29 protein-coding genes are annotated in these 23,433 nt (G+C 72.1%); 18 read left to right on the top strand and 11 right to left on the bottom strand.

Features of this window, described 5'->3' with window-relative positions; genetic code table 11:
* Positions 1-40 precede the first annotated feature (40 nt).
* Positions 41-631 carry a biotin transporter BioY gene (locus AB0K15_RS27510; RefSeq protein WP_360594733.1) on the bottom strand — a complete coding sequence of 197 codons (591 nt, stop codon included), beginning with the start codon at positions 629-631 and terminating at the stop codon, positions 41-43.
* Positions 632-809: 178 nt separating this feature from the next.
* On the opposite strand from AB0K15_RS27510, the gene AB0K15_RS27505 reads away from it, so the two are divergent.
* Positions 810-1,481, top strand: a complete 672-nt coding sequence (locus tag AB0K15_RS27505) for a hypothetical protein (protein ID WP_364056322.1) — start codon at positions 810-812, stop codon at positions 1,479-1,481.
* Positions 1,482-1,527: 46 nt separating this feature from the next.
* Here the strand turns inward: AB0K15_RS27505 and AB0K15_RS27500 are convergent, their stop codons facing one another.
* Both AB0K15_RS27500 and AB0K15_RS27495 read right to left on the bottom strand, forming a co-directional pair.
* Entirely contained in the window at positions 1,528-2,112 is a 585-nt protein-coding gene (locus AB0K15_RS27500) for an isochorismatase family protein (RefSeq protein WP_364056319.1), read from the bottom strand.
* A 13-nt stretch (positions 2,113-2,125) separates the two neighbouring features.
* On the bottom strand, positions 2,126-3,430 hold the full coding sequence (locus tag AB0K15_RS27495) for a nicotinate phosphoribosyltransferase (RefSeq protein WP_364056316.1): 1,305 nt from the start codon (positions 3,428-3,430) through the stop codon (positions 2,126-2,128).
* A 74-nt stretch (positions 3,431-3,504) separates the two neighbouring features.
* On the opposite strand from AB0K15_RS27495, the gene clpS reads away from it, so the two are divergent.
* The 3 genes from clpS to AB0K15_RS27480 are packed head-to-tail and all read left to right on the top strand — an operon-like array spanning position 3,505 to position 5,347.
* Positions 3,505-3,804: an ATP-dependent Clp protease adapter ClpS gene (gene clpS, locus AB0K15_RS27490; protein WP_220243765.1), complete on the top strand. Its 300-nt coding sequence runs from the start codon at positions 3,505-3,507 to the stop codon at positions 3,802-3,804.
* Positions 3,801-4,358, top strand: a complete 558-nt coding sequence (locus AB0K15_RS27485; RefSeq protein ID WP_285972895.1) for a DUF2017 domain-containing protein — start codon at positions 3,801-3,803, stop codon at positions 4,356-4,358. The genes clpS and AB0K15_RS27485 overlap by 4 nt, the downstream gene beginning before the upstream one ends.
* Entirely contained in the window at positions 4,355-5,347 is a 993-nt protein-coding gene (locus AB0K15_RS27480; RefSeq protein ID WP_364056313.1) for a P1 family peptidase, read from the top strand. Before AB0K15_RS27485 ends, AB0K15_RS27480 begins: the two co-directional genes overlap by 4 nt.
* Here the strand turns inward: AB0K15_RS27480 and AB0K15_RS27475 are convergent.
* The gene (locus AB0K15_RS27475) at positions 5,344-5,598 is read right to left on the bottom strand and encodes a hypothetical protein (RefSeq protein WP_364056310.1); all 255 of its coding nucleotides are present in this window, start codon (positions 5,596-5,598) and stop codon (positions 5,344-5,346) included. The genes AB0K15_RS27480 and AB0K15_RS27475 overlap by 4 nt on opposite strands.
* Positions 5,599-5,798: 200 nt before the next feature.
* Here AB0K15_RS27475 and AB0K15_RS27470 point away from each other — a divergent pair, with 200 nt between their 5' ends.
* From AB0K15_RS27470 to rdgB, 11 genes are all read left to right on the top strand, one after another.
* Positions 5,799-6,215 carry a M67 family metallopeptidase gene (locus AB0K15_RS27470; protein WP_364056307.1) on the top strand — a complete coding sequence of 139 codons (417 nt, stop codon included), beginning with the start codon at positions 5,799-5,801 and terminating at the stop codon, positions 6,213-6,215.
* 66 nt (positions 6,216-6,281) lie between these two features.
* Positions 6,282-6,560 carry a MoaD/ThiS family protein gene (locus tag AB0K15_RS27465; RefSeq protein WP_220243760.1) on the top strand — a complete coding sequence of 93 codons (279 nt, stop codon included), beginning with the start codon at positions 6,282-6,284 and terminating at the stop codon, positions 6,558-6,560.
* A 4-nt stretch (positions 6,561-6,564) separates the two neighbouring features.
* Positions 6,565-7,515 (top strand): cysteine synthase, encoded by a 951-nt coding sequence (locus AB0K15_RS27460; protein WP_364056304.1) that lies wholly within the window; start codon positions 6,565-6,567, stop codon positions 7,513-7,515.
* Positions 7,512-8,222, top strand: coding sequence for an aspartate/glutamate racemase family protein (locus AB0K15_RS27455; RefSeq protein WP_364056301.1), 711 nt, complete (start codon positions 7,512-7,514; stop codon positions 8,220-8,222). Before AB0K15_RS27460 ends, AB0K15_RS27455 begins: the two co-directional genes overlap by 4 nt.
* A 130-nt stretch (positions 8,223-8,352) precedes the next feature.
* Entirely contained in the window at positions 8,353-9,513 is a 1,161-nt protein-coding gene (locus AB0K15_RS27450; RefSeq protein ID WP_364056298.1) for an NAD(P)/FAD-dependent oxidoreductase, read from the top strand.
* 10 nt (positions 9,514-9,523) lie between these two features.
* On the top strand, positions 9,524-9,859 hold the full coding sequence (locus AB0K15_RS27445; RefSeq protein ID WP_364056295.1) for a HEAT repeat domain-containing protein: 336 nt from the start codon (positions 9,524-9,526) through the stop codon (positions 9,857-9,859).
* A 411-nt stretch (positions 9,860-10,270) separates the two neighbouring features.
* On the top strand, positions 10,271-10,918 hold the full coding sequence (locus AB0K15_RS27440; protein ID WP_364056583.1) for a rhomboid family intramembrane serine protease: 648 nt from the start codon (positions 10,271-10,273) through the stop codon (positions 10,916-10,918).
* On the top strand, positions 10,915-11,721 hold the full coding sequence (murI, locus tag AB0K15_RS27435) for a glutamate racemase (RefSeq protein ID WP_364056292.1): 807 nt from the start codon (positions 10,915-10,917) through the stop codon (positions 11,719-11,721). Before AB0K15_RS27440 ends, murI begins: the two co-directional genes overlap by 4 nt.
* A 10-nt stretch (positions 11,722-11,731) precedes the next feature.
* Positions 11,732-12,499 (top strand): MBL fold metallo-hydrolase, encoded by a 768-nt coding sequence (locus AB0K15_RS27430; RefSeq protein WP_364056289.1) that lies wholly within the window; start codon positions 11,732-11,734, stop codon positions 12,497-12,499.
* A 38-nt stretch (positions 12,500-12,537) separates the two neighbouring features.
* Positions 12,538-13,314, top strand: coding sequence for a ribonuclease PH (rph, locus tag AB0K15_RS27425; protein WP_285972903.1), 777 nt, complete (start codon positions 12,538-12,540; stop codon positions 13,312-13,314).
* Positions 13,311-13,919 (top strand): RdgB/HAM1 family non-canonical purine NTP pyrophosphatase, encoded by a 609-nt coding sequence (gene rdgB / locus AB0K15_RS27420; protein ID WP_364056284.1) that lies wholly within the window; start codon positions 13,311-13,313, stop codon positions 13,917-13,919. Before rph ends, rdgB begins: the two co-directional genes overlap by 4 nt.
* Before the next feature lie 74 nt (positions 13,920-13,993).
* Here rdgB and AB0K15_RS27415 read toward each other — a convergent pair whose 3' ends face one another.
* Genes AB0K15_RS27415 through AB0K15_RS27400 form a run of 4 tightly spaced genes read right to left on the bottom strand, consistent with a single transcriptional unit; the run spans position 13,994 to position 17,512 of the window.
* Positions 13,994-14,536 (bottom strand): hypothetical protein, encoded by a 543-nt coding sequence (locus AB0K15_RS27415; RefSeq protein WP_364056281.1) that lies wholly within the window; start codon positions 14,534-14,536, stop codon positions 13,994-13,996.
* Positions 14,537-14,547: 11 nt separating this feature from the next.
* Positions 14,548-15,759 (bottom strand): ABC transporter permease, encoded by a 1,212-nt coding sequence (locus tag AB0K15_RS27410; protein ID WP_364056278.1) that lies wholly within the window; start codon positions 15,757-15,759, stop codon positions 14,548-14,550.
* Entirely contained in the window at positions 15,756-16,439 is a 684-nt protein-coding gene (locus AB0K15_RS27405; RefSeq protein ID WP_364056275.1) for an ABC transporter ATP-binding protein, read from the bottom strand. Before AB0K15_RS27405 ends, AB0K15_RS27410 begins: the two co-directional genes overlap by 4 nt.
* Positions 16,436-17,512: a peptidoglycan-binding protein gene (locus AB0K15_RS27400; RefSeq protein WP_364056272.1), complete on the bottom strand. Its 1,077-nt coding sequence runs from the start codon at positions 17,510-17,512 to the stop codon at positions 16,436-16,438. The genes AB0K15_RS27405 and AB0K15_RS27400 overlap by 4 nt, the downstream gene beginning before the upstream one ends.
* A 182-nt stretch (positions 17,513-17,694) precedes the next feature.
* Here AB0K15_RS27400 and AB0K15_RS27395 point away from each other — a divergent pair, with 182 nt between their 5' ends.
* Together AB0K15_RS27395 and AB0K15_RS27390 are read left to right on the top strand one after the other, a co-directional pair.
* On the top strand, positions 17,695-18,393 hold the full coding sequence (locus tag AB0K15_RS27395) for a response regulator transcription factor (RefSeq protein WP_364056269.1): 699 nt from the start codon (positions 17,695-17,697) through the stop codon (positions 18,391-18,393).
* A complete protein-coding gene (locus AB0K15_RS27390; RefSeq protein WP_364056266.1) occupies positions 18,383-20,149 on the top strand; it encodes a HAMP domain-containing sensor histidine kinase in 1,767 nt (588 codons plus the stop codon). Before AB0K15_RS27395 ends, AB0K15_RS27390 begins: the two co-directional genes overlap by 11 nt.
* Positions 20,150-20,390: 241 nt before the next feature.
* On the opposite strand, the gene bcp is transcribed toward AB0K15_RS27390, so the two are convergent.
* The 3 genes from bcp to AB0K15_RS27375 form a co-directional block, all read right to left on the bottom strand.
* The gene (bcp, locus tag AB0K15_RS27385) at positions 20,391-20,867 is read right to left on the bottom strand and encodes a thioredoxin-dependent thiol peroxidase (protein WP_364056263.1); all 477 of its coding nucleotides are present in this window, start codon (positions 20,865-20,867) and stop codon (positions 20,391-20,393) included.
* Positions 20,868-20,983: 116 nt separating this feature from the next.
* Positions 20,984-21,520, bottom strand: a complete 537-nt coding sequence (locus AB0K15_RS27380) for a hypothetical protein (RefSeq protein ID WP_364056260.1) — start codon at positions 21,518-21,520, stop codon at positions 20,984-20,986.
* A gap of 180 nt (positions 21,521-21,700) precedes the next feature.
* On the bottom strand, positions 21,701-21,883 hold the full coding sequence (locus AB0K15_RS27375) for a hypothetical protein (protein ID WP_220243744.1): 183 nt from the start codon (positions 21,881-21,883) through the stop codon (positions 21,701-21,703).
* 74 nt (positions 21,884-21,957) lie between these two features.
* Between AB0K15_RS27375 and AB0K15_RS27370 the strand changes: the two genes are divergently transcribed.
* A complete protein-coding gene (locus tag AB0K15_RS27370) occupies positions 21,958-23,280 on the top strand; it encodes a DUF3089 domain-containing protein (RefSeq protein ID WP_364056257.1) in 1,323 nt (440 codons plus the stop codon).
* Positions 23,281-23,433: the final 153 nt, after the last annotated feature.

The following is a 23,433-nucleotide window of genomic DNA, read 5'->3' as shown; positions in this document are numbered from 1 at the left end:
TCCGGCCCGAACGGGCCGCTCGTGCCGGAGCGCCGCGCGCTCAGTCTTCCTTGTGCAGGCGCGCCACCGCGGCCCACGCGAGCGGCAGGACACCCGCCGCCACCACGATCTTCAGCGCGTCGCCGATCAGGAACGGCACCACGCCCTTGGCGAACGCCGTCGAGAAGTCGAAGCCGGCGGCGGCCATCAGCCACGGCACGCCGAACGCGTAGATCACGACGTTGCCGAGCACCATGGTCCCCACCGTGCGCAGCGGGGTGCGGTCACCACCGCGGCGGGCGAGCGCACCCACGAGCGCACCGGCGAACACGAACCCGACGACGTACCCGGCCGAAGCTCCGGACAGCCCCGACGTCGCGCCCTGGAACCACGGCACGCCGGCCGCGCCGACGAGCAGGTACAGCAGCATCGAGGCGGCGCCCCGGCGCATGCCGAGCGAGGCGCCCACGAGCAGCGCGGCGAACGTCTGGCCGGTCATCGGCACCGGGCTGCCCGGGACGGGGATGACCAGCTGCGCGGCCGCGCCGGTGAGCAGCGCACCGCCGGCGACCAGAGTCAGGTCGCGCACCAGGGCGCCGGGCACGAGGTCGGCCAGCACCTGGCGGCGGCCGGTGAGGGACAGCGACGACACGGAGACCTCCCACGATCGAAAACGGACGTCCGAGGAGGTTAACGCTCGTTACCCCGGGTTTCCCCGACAAGTTGCGTTCCTCACCACACCACTCGTCCGGGTGGTGTAGGGGTTGTGACGTTTCGCGGGGGTGCCTCGCTGCCGAGGATGCAACCACAGGTCGAAGGGAGCACGGGTGATGCGCGGACGGGTCTTGGTCACGGCGACGGCACTGCTGGGCGCGGCCGCGGCGGGACTACCGGCCCCGGCCCTCGCCGACGGCCCCACCTCCACCGGCTGGGGCTCCTCGGGCAGCGTCGACGTGCTGGTCGACAACCAGCACGTGGTCACCGGCGACCTCGCCCGCTGCGACGCCGACGGGCCCACCACCGCGCGCACCACGGGTGGCGACACCGGCGACGTGGCGGTGTTCGGCCTCGGCGCCACCACGTGCGCCCGCGACGGCGCCGTGGCCACCGTGGCGGCCGGTGGCCAGCGGTTCGAAGCCGACGTGCTCAAGCGCTTCGGCGGCCCCGCGATCACCGTCCGCACCTATTCGGCTGGCTGCTCGACCACGAAGAACGGCAGCAGCGGCACGGTCTCGATCGGCGAGGTCGGCGGGTTCACCGTGCCGTCGTCGATCCCCGCGAACTACCGCGTGCTGATCCCCGGCGGCGAAGCCGGCACGGCGCTGGCGGCGATCACGATCAACGAGACCGTGACCCCGCAGCCCGCCGACGGCAGCCTCGTCACGCACGCCGTGCACATCCAGCTGTTCCCGCAGGGCGGTCCCGCCAGCGGCAACATCTACCTCGGCACCGCCGCCTGCAACCCGTTCGGCAAGGGCGGGGCGCCGCAGCCGCCGGCCTGACGGCACCGGCCCACCCCCGCGCCCGGTCGCGGTCTACTGAGGACGGTCAGGACGCGGCGGGCGGCGGCACCACCGCGGTGCCGGTGTACGTGACACCGGCCTTGTCGAAGTCGGCCAGCGTCGCGTCCACGGTCGGCTGCGAGCCGCCGACGGTGAGGTCCAGCAGCACCTTCACGCCGAACCCGGCCTGCGCGGCGTCGAGCGCCGTGGCGCGCACGCAGAAGTCCGTGGCGATGCCGACGACCTCGACGTCGGTCACGTCATGGGCGTGCAGCCACTCGTCCAGCGAGCGGCCGTCGCCCGACTTGCCCTCGAAGCCCGAGTACGCCGCGGTGTACTCGCCCTTCGAGAACACGGCCGTGATCGGCACGACGTCGAGCGACGGGTGGAACGACGCGCCCGCGGTGCCCGCGACGCAGTGGCGCGGCCAGCTCGTGGAGAAGTTCGGCGTGTCGCTGAAGTGGTCGCCCGGGTCGATGTGGTGGTCGCGGGTGGCGACCACGTGGTCGTAGCCCCCTTCGGCGGCGTGGCGGGAAATGGCCTCCGCCGCGGCCGCGCCGCCGGGCAGGCCCAGCGAGCCGCCCTCACAGAAGTCGTTCTGCACGTCCACCACGATCAGCGCGGTTCCCATTTCTCGGCTCCCTCTACAGAAACGTCGTCGGTATCGCGGGCTCGCCGTGCGAGAGCTTGAGCCCTTCCCACGGCAGGCTGATCTGTGCGCGCCGCAACCGGGCCCGCGCGTCGTCCAGCGTGGGCAGATCATCCACCGCGCGGCCGCCGCGCACCAGGGGGATCTGCAGGTCAAGATCGTGTTCCTCGGGCTTGGGGCGGCCCGAGGCCTCCGTCCACACGACCTCTTCCACGGCCGTGCCGGTGGAGCGGTGCCGCCGCAGCGAGTGCTTGCGCCCGCCGCGGGATTCCTTGTGCGCGCTGCGTTTCGCGACGGGCCGGCCGTCGACCTCCACCAGCTTGTAGACCATGCCGGCGGTCGGCGCGCCCGAGCCGGTGACGACGGAGGTGCCCACGCCGTACGCGTCCACCGGTTCCGCGCGCAGCGCCGCGATGGCGTGCTCGTCGAGGTCGCCGGAGACGACGATGCGGGTGTCCTTCGCGCCGAGGGAGTCGAGCTGGTCCCGCGCCTTGCGCGCGAGCGGGCCGACGTCGCCGGAGTCGATCCGGATCGCGCCGAGCTCGGACCCGGCCACGCGCACGGCGGTCTCGATGCCGGCGGTGATGTCGTAGGTGTCCACGAGCAGGGTCGTGTCCGGGCCCATCTTGTCCACCTGGGCGCGGAACGCCTGTTCCTCGCTGTCGTGCAGCAGCATGAAGGCGTGGGCGACCGTGCCGCGCGTGGGAATGCCGTAGCGGCGCCCGGCCTCGAGGTTCGACGTGGTCGCGAAGCCCGCGATGTACGCGGCGCGCGCGGCGGCGACGGCGGCGTACTCGTGGGTGCGCCGCCCGCCCATCTCGATGATCGGGCGCCCGTGCGCGGCGCCGGCCATGCGCGCGGCCGCCGAGGCGACGGCGCTGTCGTGGTTGAGGATCGACAGCGCCAGCGTCTCCAGCACCACGGCCTCGGCGAACGTGCCGCTCACGGTGAGGATCGGCGAGCCGGGGAAGTACAGCTCGCCCTCGGGGTAGCCCTCGATGTCGCCGGAGAACTCGTAGTCGGCCAGCCACGACAACGTCGGGTCGTCGACCACCGCCGTCTGCTCCAGCAGGGTCAGCTCGGCGTCGGTGAACCGGAAGTCGGCGATCGCGTCGAGGACGCGCGCGGTTCCGGCGACGACGCCGTAGCGCCGCCCGTCGGGCAGCCGGCGCGCGAAGACCTCGAACACGCAGGGCCGCTCGGCGGTCCCGTCGGCCAGCGCGCTGCCCAGCATGGTCAGCTCGTAGTGATCGGTGAGCAGCGCCGTGCTGGCGCTGGTGACCGGCTCGGGTGCACCCATGGGGCCAGCCTATTCACCCACATGGCCGGACCTGGCGCGGCGTACCCCGTGACCCCCGTGACACCATGGGGTGCATGTCCACGCCTGTCGCATCCGAACAGACGCAGGTTGATCCACTCGGGGCAGAGGTCGCCGAGGAGGACAAGCCCTGGCGGACCGTCGTGTGGAACGATCCGGTCAACCTCATGTCGTACGTGACGTACGTGTTCCAGAAGCTGTTCGGCTACAGCCGGGACCACGCCACGAAACTGATGCTCGACGTGCACCACAAGGGCAAGGCGATCGTGTCGTCGGGGTCCAAGGAGAAGGTGGAGACGGACGTGGCGAAGCTGCACGCCGCCGGGCTGTGGGCGACGATGGAACAGCCCTCGTGAAGGCGTGGCGGCGCAAGGGCGACGTGATCCTCGCGGGGTTCGAGCAGCAGGAGGCCGCCGTGCTGCGCGGCCTCGTCAGCCAGCTCGAGGACATGCTGCGCGCGCGGGCCGAGGAGGCGCCGCAGGACGAGCTGGCGGAGCTCACCGGCATCCGCACCGGCCCGTCGGAGTCGCCCGACGACCCGGTGCTCTCGCGGCTGCTGCCCGATTTTCACAAGCTCGACCCCGACAACCCCTCCCGCGAGGACCTCGACTCCGCGGCGGCCATGCGTTCGCTGCACGAGCCCGAGCTGCTGGAGACGAAGGTCGGCGTGGCGAAGGTCGTGCTCGACACGCTGCCGCGCGACGGCGGCGACGTGCACCTGGACGTCGAGCAGGCCGACGCGTGGCTGGGCGCGCTCAACGACGTGCGCCTCGCGCTCGGCACGGCGCTCGACGTCACCGAGGACATGCCCGACGAGCTGCCCGACGACGACCCGCGGGCCCCGCACCTGGGCGTGTACCACTGGCTGACCTGGGTGCAGGAGACGCTGATCCAGGCGCTGACCGCGTGATCACCGACGTTCCCGGTGTCCTTGTCGGGCACCACCACCGCCTCGGCGACGGCTGGGCCACCGGCACCACCGTGGTCCTCGTGCCCGACGGCGCCACGGGAGCGGTCGACCAGCGCGGCGGCGCGCCCGGGACGCGCGAGACGAACCTGCTGGAGCCGGAGAACCTGGTGCAGCGCGTGAACGCCGTGTGCCTCTCCGGCGGCAGCGCCTACGGGCTGGCCGCGGCCGACGGCGTGATGCGCTGGCTTTCGGAGCGCAATCTGGGTTTCCCCGTCGGGCTCGAGCCGCACGAGGTCGTGCCCATCGTGCCCGGCGCGGTGCTGTTCGATCTTCCCCGCAGCGACTGGGGCAACCGGCCGGACTCGGCTTTCGGTTACGCGGCTTGCGAAGCGGCCTCGAAGACGTTCGCCTCGGGCACGGTCGGCGCCGGTACCGGGGCCGTGGTCGGGTCGCTCAAGGGCGGCATCGGCTCGGCGAGCGAAGTGGTCGACGGCGTGACGGTCGGGGCGCTGGCGGCCGTGAACGCCGGCGGCGAGGCCGTGGACTTCGCGACCGGGCGCGCGTTCGCCGCGGACCACGAGGTGGCGGGCGAGTTCGGCGTCCGCTGGCCTTCGCGGCCGGGCGAGGTGCCGTCCGCCCGGACCGACCTGAACACCACGATCGGCGTGGTCGCGTGCGACGCGGCGCTGTCGAAGGCCGAGGCGCGCCGGCTCGCGGTCGCCGCGCAGGACGGCCTGGCCCGCGCCGTGCGCCCGGCGCACACGATGTTCGACGGCGACACCGTCTTCGCGCTGGCCACGGGCGCTCGCGAGCTGCCCGCCGGCGCCGGCACGTTCGCCGACGGGCAGCGGGCGGCGGCGCTCGACGCGTTGTGCTCGGCCGCGGCGCGGGTGTTCGCCCGCGCGATGGTCCACGGGCTGCTCACGGCCACCGCGGCCGGGGGAGTGGTGGCGTACCGGGACGTGTGGCCCGAAGCGTTCGAGGGTTAGAGGTCCGGCAGCGGGTCCCGCGGCGCCCACGCGCCGTCGCGTTCGAGGTCGGCGGCCCGGACCGCGACGATGTCGGCCTCGTCGATCTCCAGCACGAGGTCGGCGAACGAGATCGTCGGCCCCAGCGAGGGGTGCTCCTCCACCGGCCCCAGCTCGGTCGAGCGCGGCAGCACCTCCCACACCGACTTCGGGCGCAGCCGCCGCAAGCGGCCGCACGCGAGCACGACCACGCGGCGGTCGGTGACCACCACCAGGAAGCCCTAGAGCGCCGCCATCCCGTTGAGGTAGAGCGAGTTGCCGGCGAACACGTACTGGATCCGGTCGCCTTCGGGCAGGAACGGCAGGCAGCGGTCGCGGACCTTTGTCGGCACAGGCACGCCCGAAATTGTCCCCGACCAGGTGCCTGAGCGGAAGGTCTCACAGTCTGGACAGGGTGGGTCCACCACCTAAGATGTCCCATGTGCTCCGGATCCGCCGTGAATTCGTCGACGAGATCGTCGCCCACGCCCGCCGTGACCACCCCGACGAGGCGTGTGGGGTGATCGCCGGTCCCGTGGGCTCCGACCGTCCCGAACGGTTCATCCCGATGCTGAACGCGGCGCGGTCACCGACGTTCTACGAGTTCGACTCGGGTGACCTGCTCAAGCTCTACCGCGAGATGGACGCGAACGACGAGGTGCCCGTGGTGATCTACCACTCGCACACCGCGACGGAGGCCTACCCGTCGCGCACCGACGCGAACATCGCCGCCGAACCCGACGCGCACTACGTGCTCGTCTCCACGAAGGACCCCGATTCGCACGAGTTCCGCTCGTACCGGATCGTGGACGCCGAGATCACCGAGGAGCCGGTCGAGATCGTCGACTGAGCTGCCGGAATAAGGGCTGCGTCTCGCGCGTCAGCTTCACAGAACCCACTTCGGAGGTAGAAACCCATGGCCGTGACCGTCTCCATCCCGACCATCCTGCGCACGCACACCGGCGGCGAGAAGTCCGTCGAGGCGGCGGGCAAGACCGTCCTCGAGGTGATCGACGACGTCGAGTCGCGCCACTCCGGGCTCAAGGCGCGCCTGGTCAAGGAGGAGAAGCTGCACCGCTTCATCAACGTCTACGTCAACGACGAGGACGTGCGCTTCGCCGGCGGCCTCGCGGCCGAGGTGAAGGACGGCGACACGCTCACCATCCTGCCCGCCGTGGCCGGCGGCGCGCGCTAACCCCATGGCCCGCTACGAGTCCCTGCTCGACGCGCTCGGCGGTACGCCGCTCGTGGGGCTGCCCCGGCTTTCGCCCACCCGCGACGTGCGGTTGTGGGCGAAGCTCGAGGACCGCAACCCGACCGGTTCGATCAAGGACCGGCCGGCGCTGGCCATGATCGAGGCCGCCGAGCGGGAGGGCCGCCTGCGGCGCGGCTCGACGATCCTCGAGCCGACGTCGGGCAACACCGGCATCTCGCTCGCCATGGCCGCGAAGCTCAAGGGCTACGGCCTGGTGTGCGTGATGCCGGAGAACACGTCCACCGAGCGCAAGCAGCTGCTGCAGGCCTACGGCGCGCGGATCGTGTTCTCGCCGGCGGCGGGCGGCTCGAACGAGGCCGTGCGGCGGGCCAAGGAGCTGGCGGAGCAGAACCCCGACTGGGTGATGCTCTACCAGTACGGCAACCCGGCCAACGCCGACTCGCACTACCGCGGCACGGGCCCTGAGCTGCTGAAGGACCTGCCGACGATCACCCACTTCGTCGGCGGCCTCGGCACGACGGGGACGTTGGTGGGTGTCGGGCGGTACCTGCACGAGGCGAAGCCGGGCGTGCAGATCATCGCGGCCGAACCGCGGTACGGCGAGCTCGTGTACGGCCTGCGCAACCTCGACGAGGGGTTCGTGCCGGAGCTGTACGACCCCAGCGTGCTGAACGGGCGCTATTCCGTCGGCGCCTACGACGCGCTCCGGCGGACGCGGGAACTGCTGGAGCACGAAGGCATTTTCGCGGGTATCTCGACGGGCGCGGTGCTGCACGCCGCGCTGGCCGTCGCCGAGAAGGCCGCCGCTCGGGGGGAGACCGCGGACGTCGCCTTCGTCGTCGCGGACGCCGGCTGGAAGTACCTGTCCACGGGCGCGTACGCGGGTTCGCTCGACGAAGCCGCCGCGCGGCTGGACGGGCAGCTCTGGGCGTGAAGACGATCGGGCTCCTGGGCGGCATGAGCTGGGAGTCTTCGGCGGAGTACTACCGCTTGGTGAACGAGCGCGTGCGGTCGACGCTGGGTGGCTACCACTCCGCGCGGGTGGTGCTGTACTCCGTGGACTTCGCGGAAATCGAGGCGCTGCAGGCTTCGGGTGACTGGGCGGCGGCGGGGGAGCTGCTGGCCACCGCCGCTTCGGCCTTGGCGGCGGCGGGCGCGGACGTGATCGTGTTGTGCACCAACACGATGCACAAGGTGGCGTCGGCGCTGCGGACGCGGGTGCCGTTCCTGCACCTGGGGGACACGACGGCCGCGGCGGTGCTCTCCGCCGGGGTTTCCTCGGTCGGTCTGCTGGGGACGGCGTTCACGATGAGCCAGCCCTTCTACCGCGAACGCCTTGCGGCGCACGGGCTTTCGGTGCTGGTTCCGTCCGAAGTGGACCAGGAGCTGGTGCACCGGGTGATCTACGACGAGCTGGTGCAGGGTGTGGTCCGGCCGTCGTCGCGGGCGGCTTACCGCGAGGTGATCGCGCGGCTGGTCGAAGCCGGCGCGCAGGGCGTGGTCTACGGCTGCACGGAGATCGAGCTGCTCGTAGACCAGTCCGACAGCTCGGTCCCGGTCTTCCCGACCACGCGGCTGCACGCGGAGGTGGCAGTGGACTGGGCGCTGGGGCTTCGGGAGCTGCCGGCGGCTCCGGCCTGAGCTTCTGGCAGCGTGCTGGCAGGCCGTGCCAGGCGGGTGGCAGCGCGGTGTGCGCGCCGTGCCAGTGGATCACGGCACCCTTCGGTTCGAGAGCGGCTCACCGGGCCGCTCCGAACCCGAAGGAGCCACCATGAACACCGTCACGATCATCGGCGCCGGCCTGGGCGGCCTCACCCTCGCCCGCGTCCTGCACGTCTACGGCATCCCGGCTGCGGTCTACGAAGCCGAGGCGTCCGCGGGTGCGCGGGCGCAGGGCGGGATGCTCGACATCCACGACTACAACGGCCAGATCGCCATCGAGGCCGCCGAGCTCATGGACGAGTTCCGCGGACTCATCCTCGAAGGCCGCCAGCAGACGCGGTTCCTGGACCGCGCGGGCACCGTGCTGTTCGACAAGGCCGACGACGGCACCGGAGGCCGGCCCGAAGTCCAACGCGGAGAGCTGAGGCAGCTGCTGCTCGACTCGCTTCCCGCCGGCACGGTTCGCTGGGGCCACAAGGTTCTCGAGGCCTGCACCCGGGAAGACGGCCGTCACGAAGTCACATTCACCGACGGCAGCGTCGTCGTGAGCGACCTGCTGGTCGGCGCCGACGGCGCGTGGTCGCGCGTCCGGCCGCTGCTCTCGTCCGCCGTTCCCGAGTACGCCGGCACCGCGATGGTCGAGACCTACCTCTACGAGGCCGACACCCGCCACCCCGCCACGGCCAAGGCCGTCGGCGGCGGCTCGATGGGCGCGGTCGCGTCGGACGAGGGCATCATGGCCCACCGCGAAAGCGGTGACACCATCCACGCGTACGTGTCGCTGACGCGGCCGCCGGACTGGTTCGCGGCCATCGACTTCACGGACCCGGCTGGTGCTGCCGCCCGCGTCGCGCAGGAGTTCGCCGGCTGGGCCCCGGAACTGACGGCGCTCATCACCGACGGCGACACCCCGCTCGTGCTGCGCCCGCAGTACCTCCTGCCGCTGGAGCACCGCTGGGACCGCGTGCCGGGCGTGACCCTGATCGGCGACGCGGCCCACCTCATGCCCCCCAACGGCGAAGGCGCCAACCTCGCCATGCTCGACGCCGCCGAACTCGCCCAGGCCCTCGCCGCCCACCCGGGCGACGTCGAGGCCGCGCTCTCCGAGCACGAGCAGGCGATGTTCCCGCGCAGCGCCCGGATCGCGATCGGCAGCGCCGAGTTCGAGGCGGCCATGGCCGGCCAGACCGAGGAGGCGACGGCGGAGCACCTCATCAAGGTCTTCTCGGAACTCACGGCGGGCCAGAGCCCGGTCGACCTCAGCCACTAGCCTCGATCCCGTGCCCGGCACCTTCGAGACCGCCATGCGGATGATGCGGCGCCACAACCCGCAGACCCGGGAAGACGGCTTTCAGCTGCTGCTCGCCGAGGTCACCGAGCACGTCGAGGCGCTGATCGCGGAGTTCGAGCGGGAGACCGACCCGGGCCTTCGCCGCTGGCTGCTGGAGCTGATCGGCGAGGCGCAGGCGCCCGAGGCGCTGCCCGTTCTCGCCGCTCAGCTCGACAGCCCCGACGAATCCTTGCGCTCGTGGGCAACCCGCGGCTTGGAACGCCTCGACACACCCGAGGCGCGAACGGCCCTCTGGCGCGCCCGCGCCAACGGCACGATCGCGTAGGTCGGCCTCGGGCGGACGGCGTCGGCGAGGCTCGGGGTCGGGCGGTGGACCGCCAGGCCGCGACCGGCCGTGGCGGCGCCTGGCCCGGACCACCACGTCGCAACGCTTGCCCGCCAGGGCCCGCCGGGTGCCGCACCGGACCAGCACGTCGCAACGCTTGCCCGCCAGGGCCCGCCGGGTGCCGCACCGGACCAGCACGTCGCAACGCTTGCCCGCCAGGGCACGCCGGGTGCCGCCGGCCGAGGCCGCGCCGCCGTGCCTGCCTCCGGCGTGGTGGTCCGGTGCGGCAGCCGAGCAAGCCCCCGGCACCGTCGCGACGACCCTGAGCAGCAACATCAGGGAATTCACCCGAGGCCACCCGCACCGGACGGACGTAACCTGGAACACGTGAGCACACTCCCACCGCAGCCCATGCCGTTCGGGGACCAGCCGGCGGACAAGGCGAAGACCACCGATGTGGCGAAGCGCATCCTGCCGCCCAACCCCAAGGCGGCGGCGATCGTCGCGGTGGGCTTCACGCTCGTGCTCTACCTGGTGGAGCTCGTGGACGTGATCCTGCCCGCGAACCTCGACCACGGGGGCATCGTGTCGCGGCAGCTGTCGGGGCTGGACGGGATCCTGTGGGCGCCGCTGCTGCACGCCGGGTGGGGGCACCTGCTCTCGAACACCGTGCCGGTGCTCGTGCTGTCGTTCCTGGCGATGGCGGCGGGGATCGGGCGCTGGGCGGTGGTCACGGCGATCATCTGGATCGTCTCGGGCGTGGGGGTCTGGCTGGTCGGGCCGTCGAACACCTACACCGTGGGCGCGTCCGGGCTGGCGTTCGGATGGCTGGCGTTCCTGCTGGTCCGTGGCATTTTCAACCGGGCGTTCGGGCAGATCGTGGTGGCGGTCGTGCTGCTGGGCGTGTGGAGCGGGATGTTGTGGGGCCTGCTGCCCGGCAACCCCGGCATCTCCTGGCAGGGCCACCTGTTCGGGGCGCTCGCCGGTGTCCTCGCGGCCTGGCTGACGGCGCGGGGCGACCGCCCCAAGAAGAAGGCGGCCGGTAGCCTCGAGGTGTGAGCACCCCGACCGCCGACGCGCCCATCGGGGTTTTCGATTCCGGCGTCGGCGGTCTCACCGTCGCCCGGTCGATCCTCGAGCTGCTGCCGGCCGAGCAGCTGCGCTACGTCGGCGACACCGCACGCAACCCGTACGGCCCCCTCCCCATCGCGACGGCCCGTCAATACGCCCTCGAAGCCCTCGACGACCTCGTCGAAGGCGGCGTGAAAGCCCTGGTCATCGCGTGCAACACGGCCTCGGCCGCCTGCCTGCGCGACGCCCGGGAGCGCTACGACGTCCCCGTCATCGAGGTCGTCCTGCCCGCCGCTCGCCGCGCCGCGTCGGTCACGCGCAGTGGCCGGGTGGGCGTGATCGGGACCGAGGGGACCGTTCGCTCCCGCGCCTACGACGACGCGTTCGCCGCGGCGCCCGACGTGCGGCTCACGAGCGTCGCCTGCCACCGGTTCGTCGACTTCGTGGAGCGCGGCATCACGTCCGGCCGCCAGATCCTGGGCCTCGCGCAGGGTTATCTGCAGCCGCTGCTCGAAGCCGAGGTCGACACGCTCGTGCTGGGCTGCACGCACTACCCGCTGCTTTCCGGCGTGCTGCAGATCGTGATGGGACAGGACGTCACGCTCGTCTCCAGCGCGGACGAGACGGCCAAGGACCTCTACCGCGTGCTCACCGAGCTCGACCTGCTGGCCGACCGCGACACGGCGCCGCAGCACGAGTTCCTGGCCACGGGCTCGCCGGAGCCGTTCACGCGGCTGGCGGCGCGGTTCATGGGGTTCGCGCCGGGTGTCCTCGCCCCCACCAGCGCTTAGGCTGAACCACGTGCGACTGACGATCCTCGGCTGCTCGGGCAGCGTCCCCGGCCCGAACGCCGCCGCGTCCGGATACCTGCTGGAAGCGGAGGGGTTCCGGCTGGGCCTCGAACTCGGCAACGGCGCGTTCGCCCAGCTCCAGACGGTGCTCGACCCGTTCGACCTCGACGCGCTCGTCCTGTCGCACCTGCATTCGGACCACTGCGCCGACGTCAACTCGCTCACGGTGCTGCGCCGCTACCACCCGGCGCCGCCGTACCCGGCCCGGCCGCGGCAGCTGCCGCTCTTCGCACCGGCGGACGCCCCCACGCGGCTGGCCCACGCGTACGCCGCCGACGCCGACGAGCGCGCCGCCGTGGACCTGTCCGACGTCTACGCCTTCCACACGCTGCGTGAGGAAACGGTGCGGATCGGGCCGTTCGACGTGACGGCCGCTTTGGTGCAGCACCCGACGCCGGCGTTCGGCCTGCGGATCTCCTACGGCGGCGCCATCCTCGCCTACACCGGCGACACCGGTCCCTGCACCGCGCTGGGCGAGCTGGCCGACGGCGTCGACGTGCTGCTGTCGGAGGCCTCGTGGACGGACGCCGCCGACCGGCCCGACGGCGTGCACCTGTCCGGAAAACAGGCCGGTGAGCTGGCGAAGGACGCTCGCGTCGGGCGGTTGCTGCTCACGCACATCGCGCCGTGGACCGACAGCCGCGCGGTGCTCGCGGAGGCCGCGGCGGTGTTCCCGGACACCGAGCTCGTGACGCAGGGCGCCGTCTACGAGATCTGAGCGGCGGACTGTCGGGGCGAGGCCTTAAAGTGCACCCCGTGACGAGGAAAGATGGCAGGAACGACGACCAGCTCCGCGACATCAAGATCACCCGCGGGTTTCAGAAGTGGCCTGCCGGTTCGGTGCTCATCGAGTTCGGCAACACGCGCGTGCTGTGCGCCGCCAGCGTCACCGAGGGCGTGCCGCGCTGGCGGGCGGGCTCCGGGCTCGGCTGGGTCACGGCGGAGTACGCGATGCTTCCGTCGGCCACCAACACCCGCGGCGACCGCGAAGCCGTGAAGGGCCGCATCGGCGGCCGCACCCACGAAATCTCCCGGCTGATCGGCCGGTCGCTGCGCGCGTGCATCGACCTCGCGGCGCTGGGCGAGAACACGATCGTGATCGACTGCGACGTGATCCAGGCCGACGGCGGCACGCGCACGGCCGCGGTCACCGGCGGCTACGTCGCGCTGCGCGACGCCATCACATGGCTCGGCGCGGCCAACCGGCTCAACGACCCGCAGCCGCTGTCGTCCTCGGTGGCGGCGGTGAGCGTCGGCGTGGTCGACGGGCGCGTGCGCCTGGACCTGCCGTACGAGGAGGACTCGCGCGCGGAGGTCGACATGAACGTCGTCGCCACCGACGCCGGCACGCTCATCGAGGTGCAGGGCACGGGCGAAGGCGCCACCTTCGCGCGGTCTACTTTGGACACCATGCTCGACCTGGCGCTCGCCGGCTGCGCGACGCTCACGCAGCTGCAGAACGAGGCCCTGGCGCTGCCGTACCCGGGTGAGCTGCCGCAGCCGCGCCCGGACAAGAAGAAGGGTGCGAAGTGACGAAGCTGCTGCTGGCCACGCGCAACCAGAAGAAGCTCGGCGAGCTGCGGCGGATCCTCGAGGCCGAGGGCATCTCCGGCATCGAGGTGCTCGGCCTCGTCGACGTCGACGAGTTCCCCGAGGCCCCGGAAACCGCGCCGGACTTCGAGGGCAACGCCGTCGCCAAGGCCCGCGACGCCGTGGCGGCCACGGGTTTGCCCGCCGTCGCCGACGACTCCGGCCTGGCGGTCGACGCGCTCAACGGCATGCCCGGCATCCTGTCCGCCCGCTGGGCCGGCCGCCACGGCGACGACGACGCCAACCTCGACCTCGTGCTCGCCCAGCTCACCGACACCCCCGACGATCGCCGCGGCGCGGCCTTCGTCTGCGCCGCCGCCCTCGTGCTCCCGTCCGGCGAGGAAACCATCGTCCGCGGCGAATGGCGCGGCACCCTGCTCCGCGAACGCCGCGGCACCAACGGCTTCGGCTACGACCCCATCTTCGTCCCGGACGGCGAGTCCCGTTCGTCGGCGGAGCTGCAACCGTCCGAAAAGGACGCGGCTTCCCACCGGGGCCGCGCGTTGCGGGCTCTCCTTCCGGCCCTGCGCGACCTCGCCAACGCCTGACGGCTCGGTCCCGAGCACCCCACTGTGGCGTTCGATGCACTGAACGCACCGAACGCCGCATGGGGCGCGGCCGGCTACTTGTCGCTCGGTCCCATCACCTGGACCTCGCACCCCTGCTCGATCTTGTCCGAGTCCGGCGGCTGGTTGTTGCTCGTGTAGTGCCACGGGGACTCGTCGTCGTCCGGGTCTTCGGCGACGTGCATGCCCTGCGACGTCATGCATTCGACCCAGCGGTGCAAGTTGTCCTTGTACGCCGGGTTCGCCGGGTCCTCGCCCCAGGGCAGCAGGGGCAGCTTGGACCGGCACGCGTCACCGGCGGCCTGGTGGTCCTTGGACCACTGTTCGGCGCCCGCGATGCTGTGGGGCTGCTGGTCGACGTCCGCGTCGTGGTCCTTCATGCAGGTGCGCCACGGTTCGATGAGCCGCTGGGAGTCTTCCGGCGACTCGTCGACGCGGTGGCGGGGGCGGCCGCCGTCGGCGTCGGTCGAGGGGGGCGCCGAGGACGACGCGGGAACCGAAGGCGTACCCAGCGAAGCGACCGACGGGCCAGGATCAGCGGGCGACGAACACGCCGCGAGAACCAGCGCCAGCCCCGCCAGCCAGACCACTTTGGACATTCGAAGCTCCCTCACGTCGTCGCCAGCGCCTGCGTCGGGGTGAGCCGCGACGCGCGGATCGACGGGTGGATCCCCGCCAGCGCGCCCACCACGAGCGCGCCCGCCACGCCGCCGGCCACGGACAGCGGCGGGATCACGGGCGGCCACCCTTGGTATGTCGTGTAAAGCAGCGTCACGACGATCCCCAGCACCGTCCCCGCCAGGCCGCCGAGCCCGGACAGCGCCACCGCTTCCGTGAGGAACTGCCCGCGGATCTGCCCCCGCGTCGCCCCCAGCGCGCGCCGCAGGCCGATTTCGCGGCGGCGTTCCAGCACCGAGATGAACATCGTGTTGGCCACGCCGACGCCACCGACCAGCAGCGCAACGCCCGCCAGCCCCAGGAACAGCGCGGAGAACGTCGTCTGGCTCGCCTGCTTGGCCGCCAGCGCGTCCGACGGCCGGCTCACCGAAACCAGCCCCGGCAGCTGCGGGTACAACGTCGCGGGCAGCACGGCGCGCACGTCCGGGATCGCGTCCTCGCGGGCCTTCACGTAGATCACCGTCGGGTGGCCGTCGAAGCCGAGGAACTGCTTGGCCGAACCCCAGCCGACGAGCACCGCGCGCTCGATGTCCGGCGCGAGCGGCATCGGCGCCAGCACACCGGTCACGGTGTACCACTGCTTGCCGATCATGACGATCGGCGCGGGCCGCCCGGGCGTGACCGCGGGAATGCCGAGCCGTGACGCCGCGACGTAGCCGAGCACCACCGCGGGCAGGTTCTGCGTTGCCGCGTCGAGGAACTTGCCGCTCTGCACGGTGCCGTTGAGCGCGGACAGCAGGTCCGGGCTGCTCGCCAGCACGGCGAGGCCGGAGCCGTCCAGCGGGTCGGTCAGATCGGAGCGCCGCACGGTCTGGTGCGTGTTCGCGACGGCCGCCGCCGTGGTCACCGGTCCGATCCGCGCGACGCTGCCGACGGACGACTCCGGCAGCAGCACGGGCGGCGTCTGGTTCGGCTGCGGTTCGGCGCGCAGCATGTTCGTGCCCAGCGCCGTCAGCTTGTCCAGCAGCGCGGCCTGGCTGGAGGCGGGAATGCCGGTGACCACGATCATCGTCGCGATGCCGAGTGAAATCCCGAGCGCCGACAGGGTCGCGCGCAGCCGCCGGGTGCTGATGCCGAGCAGGCCGAGGCGCAGGACGTCGCGCAGGCCCAGGCGCACCGGGCGCGTGTCGAGTGCGGTGCTCACGCGGCACTCACCACGAGGTCCTGCACGATCCGGCCGTCGCGGAACTCGATGCGCCGCGGCAGGCTCGCCGCGATGTCGCGGTCGTGCGTGATGATCGCGATGGTCGTGCCCTCGGCGTTGAGGCCGTGGAGCAGTTCCAGCACGGCGCGGCCGTTGGCGGTGTCGAGCGCGCCCGTCGGCTCGTCGGCGAGCACGAGCGCGGGGTCGTTCACCACGGCCCGCGCGATGGCCACCCGCTGGCGCTCACCACCGGAGAGCTCGTGCGGCCGGTGGTCCACGCGGTGCGCGAGGCCGACCCGCCCCAACGCCTCCAGGGCCAGCGGACGACGTTGCTTGCGCGGCACCCCGGCGTAGAGCAGGCCGGTGGCCACGTTCTCCGCCGCGCTGAGGCCGTCGGTGAGGTGGAACTGCTGGAACACGAACCCGAGCCACCGCCCGCGCAATGCGGACAGCCGCCGGTCGCTCAGCTGCGTCACGTCCTGGCCGCCGAGCTCGACGGTGCCGGAGGTCGGCAGGTCGAGCGTGCCGACGATGTTCAGCAGCGTCGACTTGCCCGAACCGGACGGTCCCACGATCGCCAGCAGCTCGCCCTCGGCGACGGCCAGCGACACGTCGTCGAGCGCCTCCACACCCCCGGGGTAGTGCTTGCTCACCCCGCGCAGGGCCAGCACCGGCGTCACGAGGTCGTCACCACCCGCAGGCCCTCGGTGATGCCCGGGCCGCTGATCTCCACCTGGTCGCGGGCGAACATGCCCGTCTTCACCGGCACGAGCTTCCCGCCCTGCAACTGCACGGCGTAGCCGCCTTCGCGCAACGCGACCAGCGCGGCGATCGGCACGGCCAGCACACCGCTGTGGGTCTCCGTGGCCACCTCGACCTGCACCGACGCCGAGTCGAGGTCGGCGACGTCGGACGCGTTCACGGGCACCACGGTCACGTTGATCTTCGGCGGCCCCTGCGTCGGATCGCCGCCCGACGGGTCGCCGCCACTCACGGCGGTGCTCACCGAGGTGACCTTCGCCGGGATCTCGTTGCCGTCCGGGCGCACCATCGTCACGCTCATGCCGGTCTTCACCGAGCCGACCTCCGCCGCGTCGACGGGCGCGACCACGACCTTCGACGTCGGCGTCGTGGTGAGCAGCGGGCCCGCGGCGGGATCGCCGAGCTGGGCGGTCACGCTGTTCACGCGCGCCTCGCCGGGCAGCACCACGACCTGGCCGACGTCGAGCGTGCCCGTGTCGGGCAGGCCGGCCTTCTTCTCCCACTTCTTCAGGGCGTCGGCGAAGGTGAACTTCGCCTTCTGCGGGTCCTTCGCGCGAGCGCCGACGGAGTAGCCGAGACGGGCGAGGTTTTCGGCCACCGTGGCGACGTCCGGGCCGGTCAGGTCGGGGTTGTCGAGCTTGCGGAACAGCGGGGTGTCGCCGAAGAACACCGGCACCGGGAGGCCGTTCACGGAGTACAGGGCCTTTCCGCGCTGGGCCACGGTGCCGATGTCCGGCAGCTGCGTGACCACGCCGGCGCCCGCGCCCTTGAGCGGCTCGGGCGTGCCGAAACCGAGGGTACCGGTGAACGTCCGCGTGTTCGACAGATCGGTCTTGGCCACGGCCACGGTGGTCACGGCGGGCGGGGGAGCCGCGGCTTCTGCCGTGCCGCGGCCGTGGTCGATGGCCACGTACGCGCCGACGCCGAGCAGCACCACCACGGCGGCCGAGGCTGAGACGGCGATCGCGCGCCGCCGGGACTTACCGGCCACTGACGGCCTCCATCATCGCTTCTCCGCTTCCACTCATCCGGCGCGTCCGAAGTGGACTGAGCCGGCGGGTCCGGAGGCCACTATCGCGGCGAATTGTCAGGAACCCGTCAGGAAGCGGTGCTGATCCGGTGTTCCCGCCGCGCTGGGTCGCCCGCTCCGGCGGAGATCCTTATGCTCGCAGCATGTGCGCAGACATCGTGCTCGCGGAGGACGACCCGAAACAAGCGGAGCTCGTCCGCCGTTACCTCGAGCGGGAACGCCACTCGGTGGTGGTCGTGCCCGACGGCCGCGAGACGCTCGACTTCGTCCGCCGCCGCCCGCCGGACCTGCTCGTGCTCGACGTCATGCTGCCCGGCATGGACGGGCTCGAGGTGTGCCGGATCCTGCGAGCGGAGTCCGACGTGCCGGTGCTGATGCTGACCGCACGGTCCACAGAGGACGATCTGCTGCGTGGCCTTGATCTCGGGGCGGACGACTACATCACCAAGCCGTACAGCCCGCGCGAGCTGATGGCCCGTGTGCGGACTTTGTTGCGCCGCACCAAAAGTACCGTGCCCTCGGGTGGTCCGCTGCGCGTCGGTGCGCTGACGGTGGATGTCGGCCGGCACGAGGTGGCCGTGTCCGGGCAGCTGGTCGAGACCACTCCGGGGGAGTTTCGGTTGCTCGAGGTGATGGCCGCGCACCCGGACCAGGTGTTCACGCGCGGGCAGCTGCTGGAGCACCTGCACGGCTTCGACCGCTACATCACCCAGCGCGCGATCGACGTCCACGTGATGAACCTGCGCAAGAAGATCGAGGCCGCGCCGCGCAAACCCCAGCGGCTGCTGACCGTGTACGGCGTCGGCTACAAGCTCACGGCGGGGCCGCCCGATGCGGCGTAGCCTGCTGGTCCGGCTCATCGCGGTGTCGGCGCTGGTCGCGGTGTGCGCGATCGCGGCCACGGCGTGGCTCGCAGCGCGCACCACCACGGGCGCCATCCGGCAGGAGCAGGGCCAGGTCTTCGCCGACGACGGCACCATCTACCAGGGCCTGCTCGGCTACGCGGCCACGCACCCGAACTGGGACGGCGTCGGCAAGGTCGTGCAGACCTACGCGGAGGGCACCGGCCGGCGCGTGGTGCTGGCGACGCCGAAAGGCCAGGTGATCGCGAGCTCCGACGCCGATCCCGGGCGGTTGCCGCCGCAGCCGTCGGTGGTGATCGACCCGCTGTCGGTCGACCCGGGGCTGGGGGTGCAGTCCACGCCGGACCGGATCGATCCCGCGGCGGTGGGTCCGTATGCCTTGCCACAGAACGAAAAGACGGAACTTTCGGCCATCGCGCAGCGGGTGCTGCGGTGTGTGCAGGAGCGCGGGAGCCTCGGCAGCATCGAGAGGTCGCCCGGCGGGCACCCGCGCGTGGTGGCCCAGGACCCGTACGCGCTGACGCGGTGCAACGGCGCGACCCTGGAGCAGCCCACCGACACCGAGCAGGCGGCGCTCGACAAGCTGTCGGATCTCGTCAACGCGTGCCTCGGCCGCAGCGACAAGAGCGAGCCGGCAGCGCAGCTGTCCCTGTCGTGGACGTTCGTCGGGCCCGAGACCGGCGCGACGGACAACACGACTCAGGCCTGCGTGACCTCCGCGCGTCGCGAGCAGCTGACGCCCTACGTCGCGCCTGCCGCGTGGCTCTACATCACCGAGAAGGGCAGCGACCAGCCGCCGAGCGGGTTCACGCTGTCGTCGGACAACCAGGTGCGCCTGGCCGAGGTGGCGGGCGCGATCCTCGTGCTCACGGTCGTGGCCACTGGGCTCGCGTCGATTCGGCTCATCCGGCCGCTGCACGCGCTCACCGGGGCGGCGCAGCGCATGGAGGCGGGTGAGGCCGGCGCGCGCGTGAAGGTCAAGGGCAAGGACGAGATCGCGCGGCTGGCGCGGGCGTTCAACGACATGTCGGAGGCGCGCGAGAAGCTGGAGACCGCGCGCAAGGCCATGGTCAGCGACATCGCGCACGAGCTGCGTACGCCGCTGTCCAACATCCGCGGCTGGCTGGAGGCCACGCAGGACGGCGTGAGCCGGCTCGACGACGAACTCGTCGCGTCGCTGCTCGAAGAGGCGCTGCACCTGCAGCACATCGTCGACGATCTGCAGGACCTCGCCCTCGCCGACGCCGGGGCGCTGCGCGTGCACCCCGAGCCCATCGACGCCAACTCCCTGCTCACCCAGCTCGCCGCGGCCCACGCCGCCCGCGCCGGCGCGGCGGGCGTGCGGCTGGTGGTGGAGCCGATGCCCGACCCGGCCGTCACGGCGGACCCCGTGCGCCTGCGCCAGGCCATCGACAACTTCGTGTCCAACGCCGTCCGCCACACCCCCCGCGGCGGCTCCGTCACGGTCAGCGCGACGCGTGTCGATGCGGACGTCGTGTTCTCCGTGACGGACACCGGCGTCGGCATCGCCGCCGACGACCTGCCGCACGTCTTCGACCGCTTCTGGCGCGCCGACAAGGCCCGCACGCGCGGCTCGAGCGGCGGCAGCGGCCTGGGCCTCGCCATCGTCCGCAACCTGGCAACGGCCCACGGCGGGACGGTCTCGGTGCGGAGCACGCTGGGTGAGGGATCGACGTTCACGCTGCGCTTCCCCGCCGCCGGCCCGCCCGGGTGAGCCCCCGCACCCGGCGGAGGGGTGGTGTCAGGCGACGATGCCGAGGTCGCGGATGAACTTCGCGACGTGACCGGTCGCCCGGACGCCGGCGTCGCCTCGCGCCGGGTGCCCGCGGTCGTGCACCCGGTTCCGTTGCGTTGGGGTGGCGTGCGCGTTTCTGCGAAGAGCGGCGTCGCGTTGAGCTCGGGTGGTCGTGCAGCCGAGGTCTCGCCCCGGGACCGGAGCCCGAGGCGGGCTGGCGTCAGGCGGCGATGCCGAGGTCGCGGATGAGCTTCGCGACGTGACCGGTCGCGCGGACGTTGTAGAAGGCGTGCGCGATCTTGCCGTCCGCGTCGACGATGAAGGTCGAGCGGATGACGCCCTGGTAGACGCGGCCGTAGTTCTTCTTCTCGCCGAAGGCGCCCCACGCGGCGAGGGCGTGCTTGTCCTCGTCGGAGAGCAGGGGGAAGGTGAGCTGCTCGTTCTCGACGAACTTCGCGAGCTTCGCCGGCTTGTCCGGGGAGATGCCGAGGACCTGGTAGCCGGCGTCGTTGAGCTGGGCGAGGCTGTCGCGGAAGTCGCAGGCCTGCTTGGTGCAGCCGGGGGTGCCGGCGGCCGGGTAGAAGTACACGACGACGGACTGGCCGCGGAAGTCACTGAGGGACACGCTCTTGCCCGTGCTGTCGGGCAGGGTGAAGTCGGGGGCGGCGTCGCCGGGGGAGAGTCGCTGCTCGGTCATGAACGCAGCGTACTGCGCCGATCGTTACTGATCCGACCACAGCCACGGCCGAATGGCTTCGTAGCAACGGTTACGTGCCGCGCGGGGGCCGGCCTGCTCTGGGCCGGATCAGCAACTCAGACGGCTCCGCAGTACGTGGCCACGGCGGGCTCGCCGGCGCTGGGTCGCAGCTGCACCGTGAGCTGCGTGGTGCGGTCGGGCACGGCGAACGCGAGCGTCAGCTGCGCCGAGCGGCCCTGCTGCAGGTCTTTGCCCGCGTCGGTGATGCCGCCGAGGCCCTGTGTGGCGTCGACGACCTGTTTGGTCGGGCGGCCGTCGATCATCGCGACGACGGTGAGGCCCGACAGCCGGTAGGAGTCCGCGCCGTTGTTGGTGATCTCGATGCCGAACGACGCCGCGCGCGAGCTACGCGGGTACGCCGCAGGGCTGGGCTGGAACGACTGCGGAGCGGAAACCGAGATCGTGATGCCGCTGGCGAACCGGTGTTCCGCGCCGAACTGCAGGTCACGCGGTGTCTGCGCGGCCGCGGCCTTCGCGGGGGCGCCGCCACCGCCGAGCGCCGCCGTGCCTTCCTGCGCGTCGACCCCGCAGGCCGCCACCGCCATCAGCAGACAGGCGGAAAGCAACAGCTTGGGGGTGCGCGCGGGCGCCATCTCGGTTTACTCCAGTCGGGGCGGGGGCTCGGGCCGTTCGGCGTAGTGACCGAAGTCGACCCGCTCCACTGTCCCTGCATGTGCACGTGCGCGCGCACGAAGACGCGGACCTGGTGTACAGCCGTGGCCGATCCGTGACCGAAAGGGCACTCCGGGTGACAGTCGTCACCGATGTGCCACTTAAACGGCGAAGGCGAACAAGAGGATGAAGATCGCCACGCCGGCGCCCCACGCGACCATCAGCCACCCGAAGTCACGCACCGGGTCGACCGCGCGGCTCTCCTCACCCGGGATGTACACGCCGCGGTTTTCGAACCAGTCCGTCCACTTGCGCAGCAGGCGCAGCGGATTGCGTGACGGCACGACTCACCTCCCGGATCGGCTCCCCTCCTGCCAGCCTACGGGGGACTCGCCCACCCGGTGAAGGAGCGTCGAGCGTGCGGAAAAGCGTGATCCTGCTGGCTCTCACGGCCGTGTTCGGCCTCGCGGCCGCCGTCCCGGCCAACGCCGCGACCCCGCCGGGGACGGCGCCGCTCGACCACCCGGTGTGGGTGTGCCTGCCCGGCATGGCCGCGAACCCGTGCAACCAGAACCTGGCGGGTGACCCACAGGTCGCGACGCCCGGTGGCAGCTTCACGGTCGGCTACCCCGCGTCGCCTGGCCGGGTGACGTTCGACACCACTCGGGTGGAGTCGGGTGCAAGTGTGGTGGAACCGTTCGAGCCGCCGGCGGCCCCTCCGGTGGACTGCTTCTTCGTCTACCCGACCGTCGATCTGCTCTCGAACCCGGCGCTGCAGATCGGCTCGCTGCCACCCGGCCCGGACGACGCCGCGGCCGCCGTGACCTACGCCCAGATCGGTCCGCTGCTCAGCCACTGCCGGGTGTTCGTGCCCGCGTACCGGCAGGCGCCGCTGGCCGCGCACATCGTCAGCGTGCTCACCGGCACGGCGCCGGACTACGCGCTGGGCCTCGAAGACGTCGAACAAGCGTGGGACACCTACTGGCGCGACTACAACATCGACCCGGTCACGCACCGTCGCCGCGGGGTGGTCGTGATCGGCCACTCGCAGGGCGCCGCCGACGCCGCGAGCCTCCTGCGCGACCGCGTGGACGGTCACCCCGACGTACAGCCCTCCTTGGTGAGCGCGCTGCTTCTCGGCGGCAACGTCCAGGTCCCCATCGACCGCCCGGACGGCGGCGGCTCCGATCCGAACGCGGCTTTCCAGTACCTGCCGGTGTGCGCTCGCGCTTCGGCCGAGGTGCCCGTGCCGATCGGCTGCGTGGCCGGTTACTCGTCGTACAAGCAACCGGCCGGAACGGTCCCACCGCCCGGCTCCACCTTCGGCCTCTCCTCGACGCCGGGCCACCGCATCCTCTGCACCAACCCGGCCGCCCTGCTGACCGGCGCCGCCCCCGAAGCGACGACCCCGCTCGACACCCGGCTCCCCACCCGTACTTTGGTGCAGGGCAACGCTCTTCTCCCCAACGGCCACCTCACCGCCGTCCTGCTCGGCACCTCGCTGCCGACGTTCCCCACCGGCTTCGCCCGTTATCCGGGCGAGTTCAGCGGCGCGTGCGAGTTCCGCACCGTCCCCGGCGGCACCGCCTCGTGGCTCCAGCTCTCCGGCGGCGACTCCTTGGTGGGCCCGCCGAGCAGCGGCGGCCTCGGCCTTCACGTCGACGACTTCTCGCTGACGCTGGGCGACTTGACGGCTCTGGTCGACGCGCAGACCGCACAGTGGGAGGCGGTCTCGCGCTGAGCCGTGGCCGGGTTCGGTTCGGTCCCGCTCGGCTGGGACTCTCTCGTGCCGCCGCTCGGCAGAAGTCCGGCATTGCGGGGGCGAAGCCGTGACTTGCCTGGGGCCGGGGTTTTACGGCCGGCGGTTTGCCCGGGCTGGTGCCGGGAGTTCCGC

The sequence above is a fragment of the Amycolatopsis sp. NPDC049253 genome, assembly GCF_040678995.1.
Lineage (GTDB): Bacteria > Actinomycetota > Actinomycetes > Mycobacteriales > Pseudonocardiaceae > Amycolatopsis.
This window is presented reverse-complemented; position numbering and strand designations above follow the sequence as displayed.

Excerpts from the sequence above, each read along its gene's own strand:
- AB0K15_RS27505 (WP_364056322.1), top strand. The coding sequence starts at position 810 with ATGCGCGGACGGGTCTTGGTCACGGCGACGGCACTGCTGGGCGCGGCC.
- AB0K15_RS27500 (WP_364056319.1), bottom strand. The coding sequence starts at position 2,112 with ATGGGAACCGCGCTGATCGTGGTGGACGTGCAGAACGACTTCTGTGAG.
- AB0K15_RS27495 (WP_364056316.1), bottom strand. The coding sequence starts at position 3,430 with ATGGGTGCACCCGAGCCGGTCACCAGCGCCAGCACGGCGCTGCTCACC.
- clpS (WP_220243765.1), top strand. The coding sequence starts at position 3,505 with ATGTCCACGCCTGTCGCATCCGAACAGACGCAGGTTGATCCACTCGGG.
- AB0K15_RS27470 (WP_364056307.1), top strand. The coding sequence starts at position 5,799 with ATGTCCCATGTGCTCCGGATCCGCCGTGAATTCGTCGACGAGATCGTC.
- AB0K15_RS27465 (WP_220243760.1), top strand. The coding sequence starts at position 6,282 with ATGGCCGTGACCGTCTCCATCCCGACCATCCTGCGCACGCACACCGGC.
- AB0K15_RS27460 (WP_364056304.1), top strand. The coding sequence starts at position 6,565 with ATGGCCCGCTACGAGTCCCTGCTCGACGCGCTCGGCGGTACGCCGCTC.
- AB0K15_RS27450 (WP_364056298.1), top strand. The coding sequence starts at position 8,353 with ATGAACACCGTCACGATCATCGGCGCCGGCCTGGGCGGCCTCACCCTC.
- AB0K15_RS27440 (WP_364056583.1), top strand. The coding sequence starts at position 10,271 with ATGCCGTTCGGGGACCAGCCGGCGGACAAGGCGAAGACCACCGATGTG.
- AB0K15_RS27415 (WP_364056281.1), bottom strand. The coding sequence starts at position 14,536 with ATGTCCAAAGTGGTCTGGCTGGCGGGGCTGGCGCTGGTTCTCGCGGCG.
- AB0K15_RS27395 (WP_364056269.1), top strand. The coding sequence starts at position 17,695 with ATGTGCGCAGACATCGTGCTCGCGGAGGACGACCCGAAACAAGCGGAG.
- AB0K15_RS27390 (WP_364056266.1), top strand. The coding sequence starts at position 18,383 with ATGCGGCGTAGCCTGCTGGTCCGGCTCATCGCGGTGTCGGCGCTGGTC.
- bcp (WP_364056263.1), bottom strand. The coding sequence starts at position 20,867 with ATGACCGAGCAGCGACTCTCCCCCGGCGACGCCGCCCCCGACTTCACC.
- AB0K15_RS27380 (WP_364056260.1), bottom strand. The coding sequence starts at position 21,520 with ATGGCGCCCGCGCGCACCCCCAAGCTGTTGCTTTCCGCCTGTCTGCTG.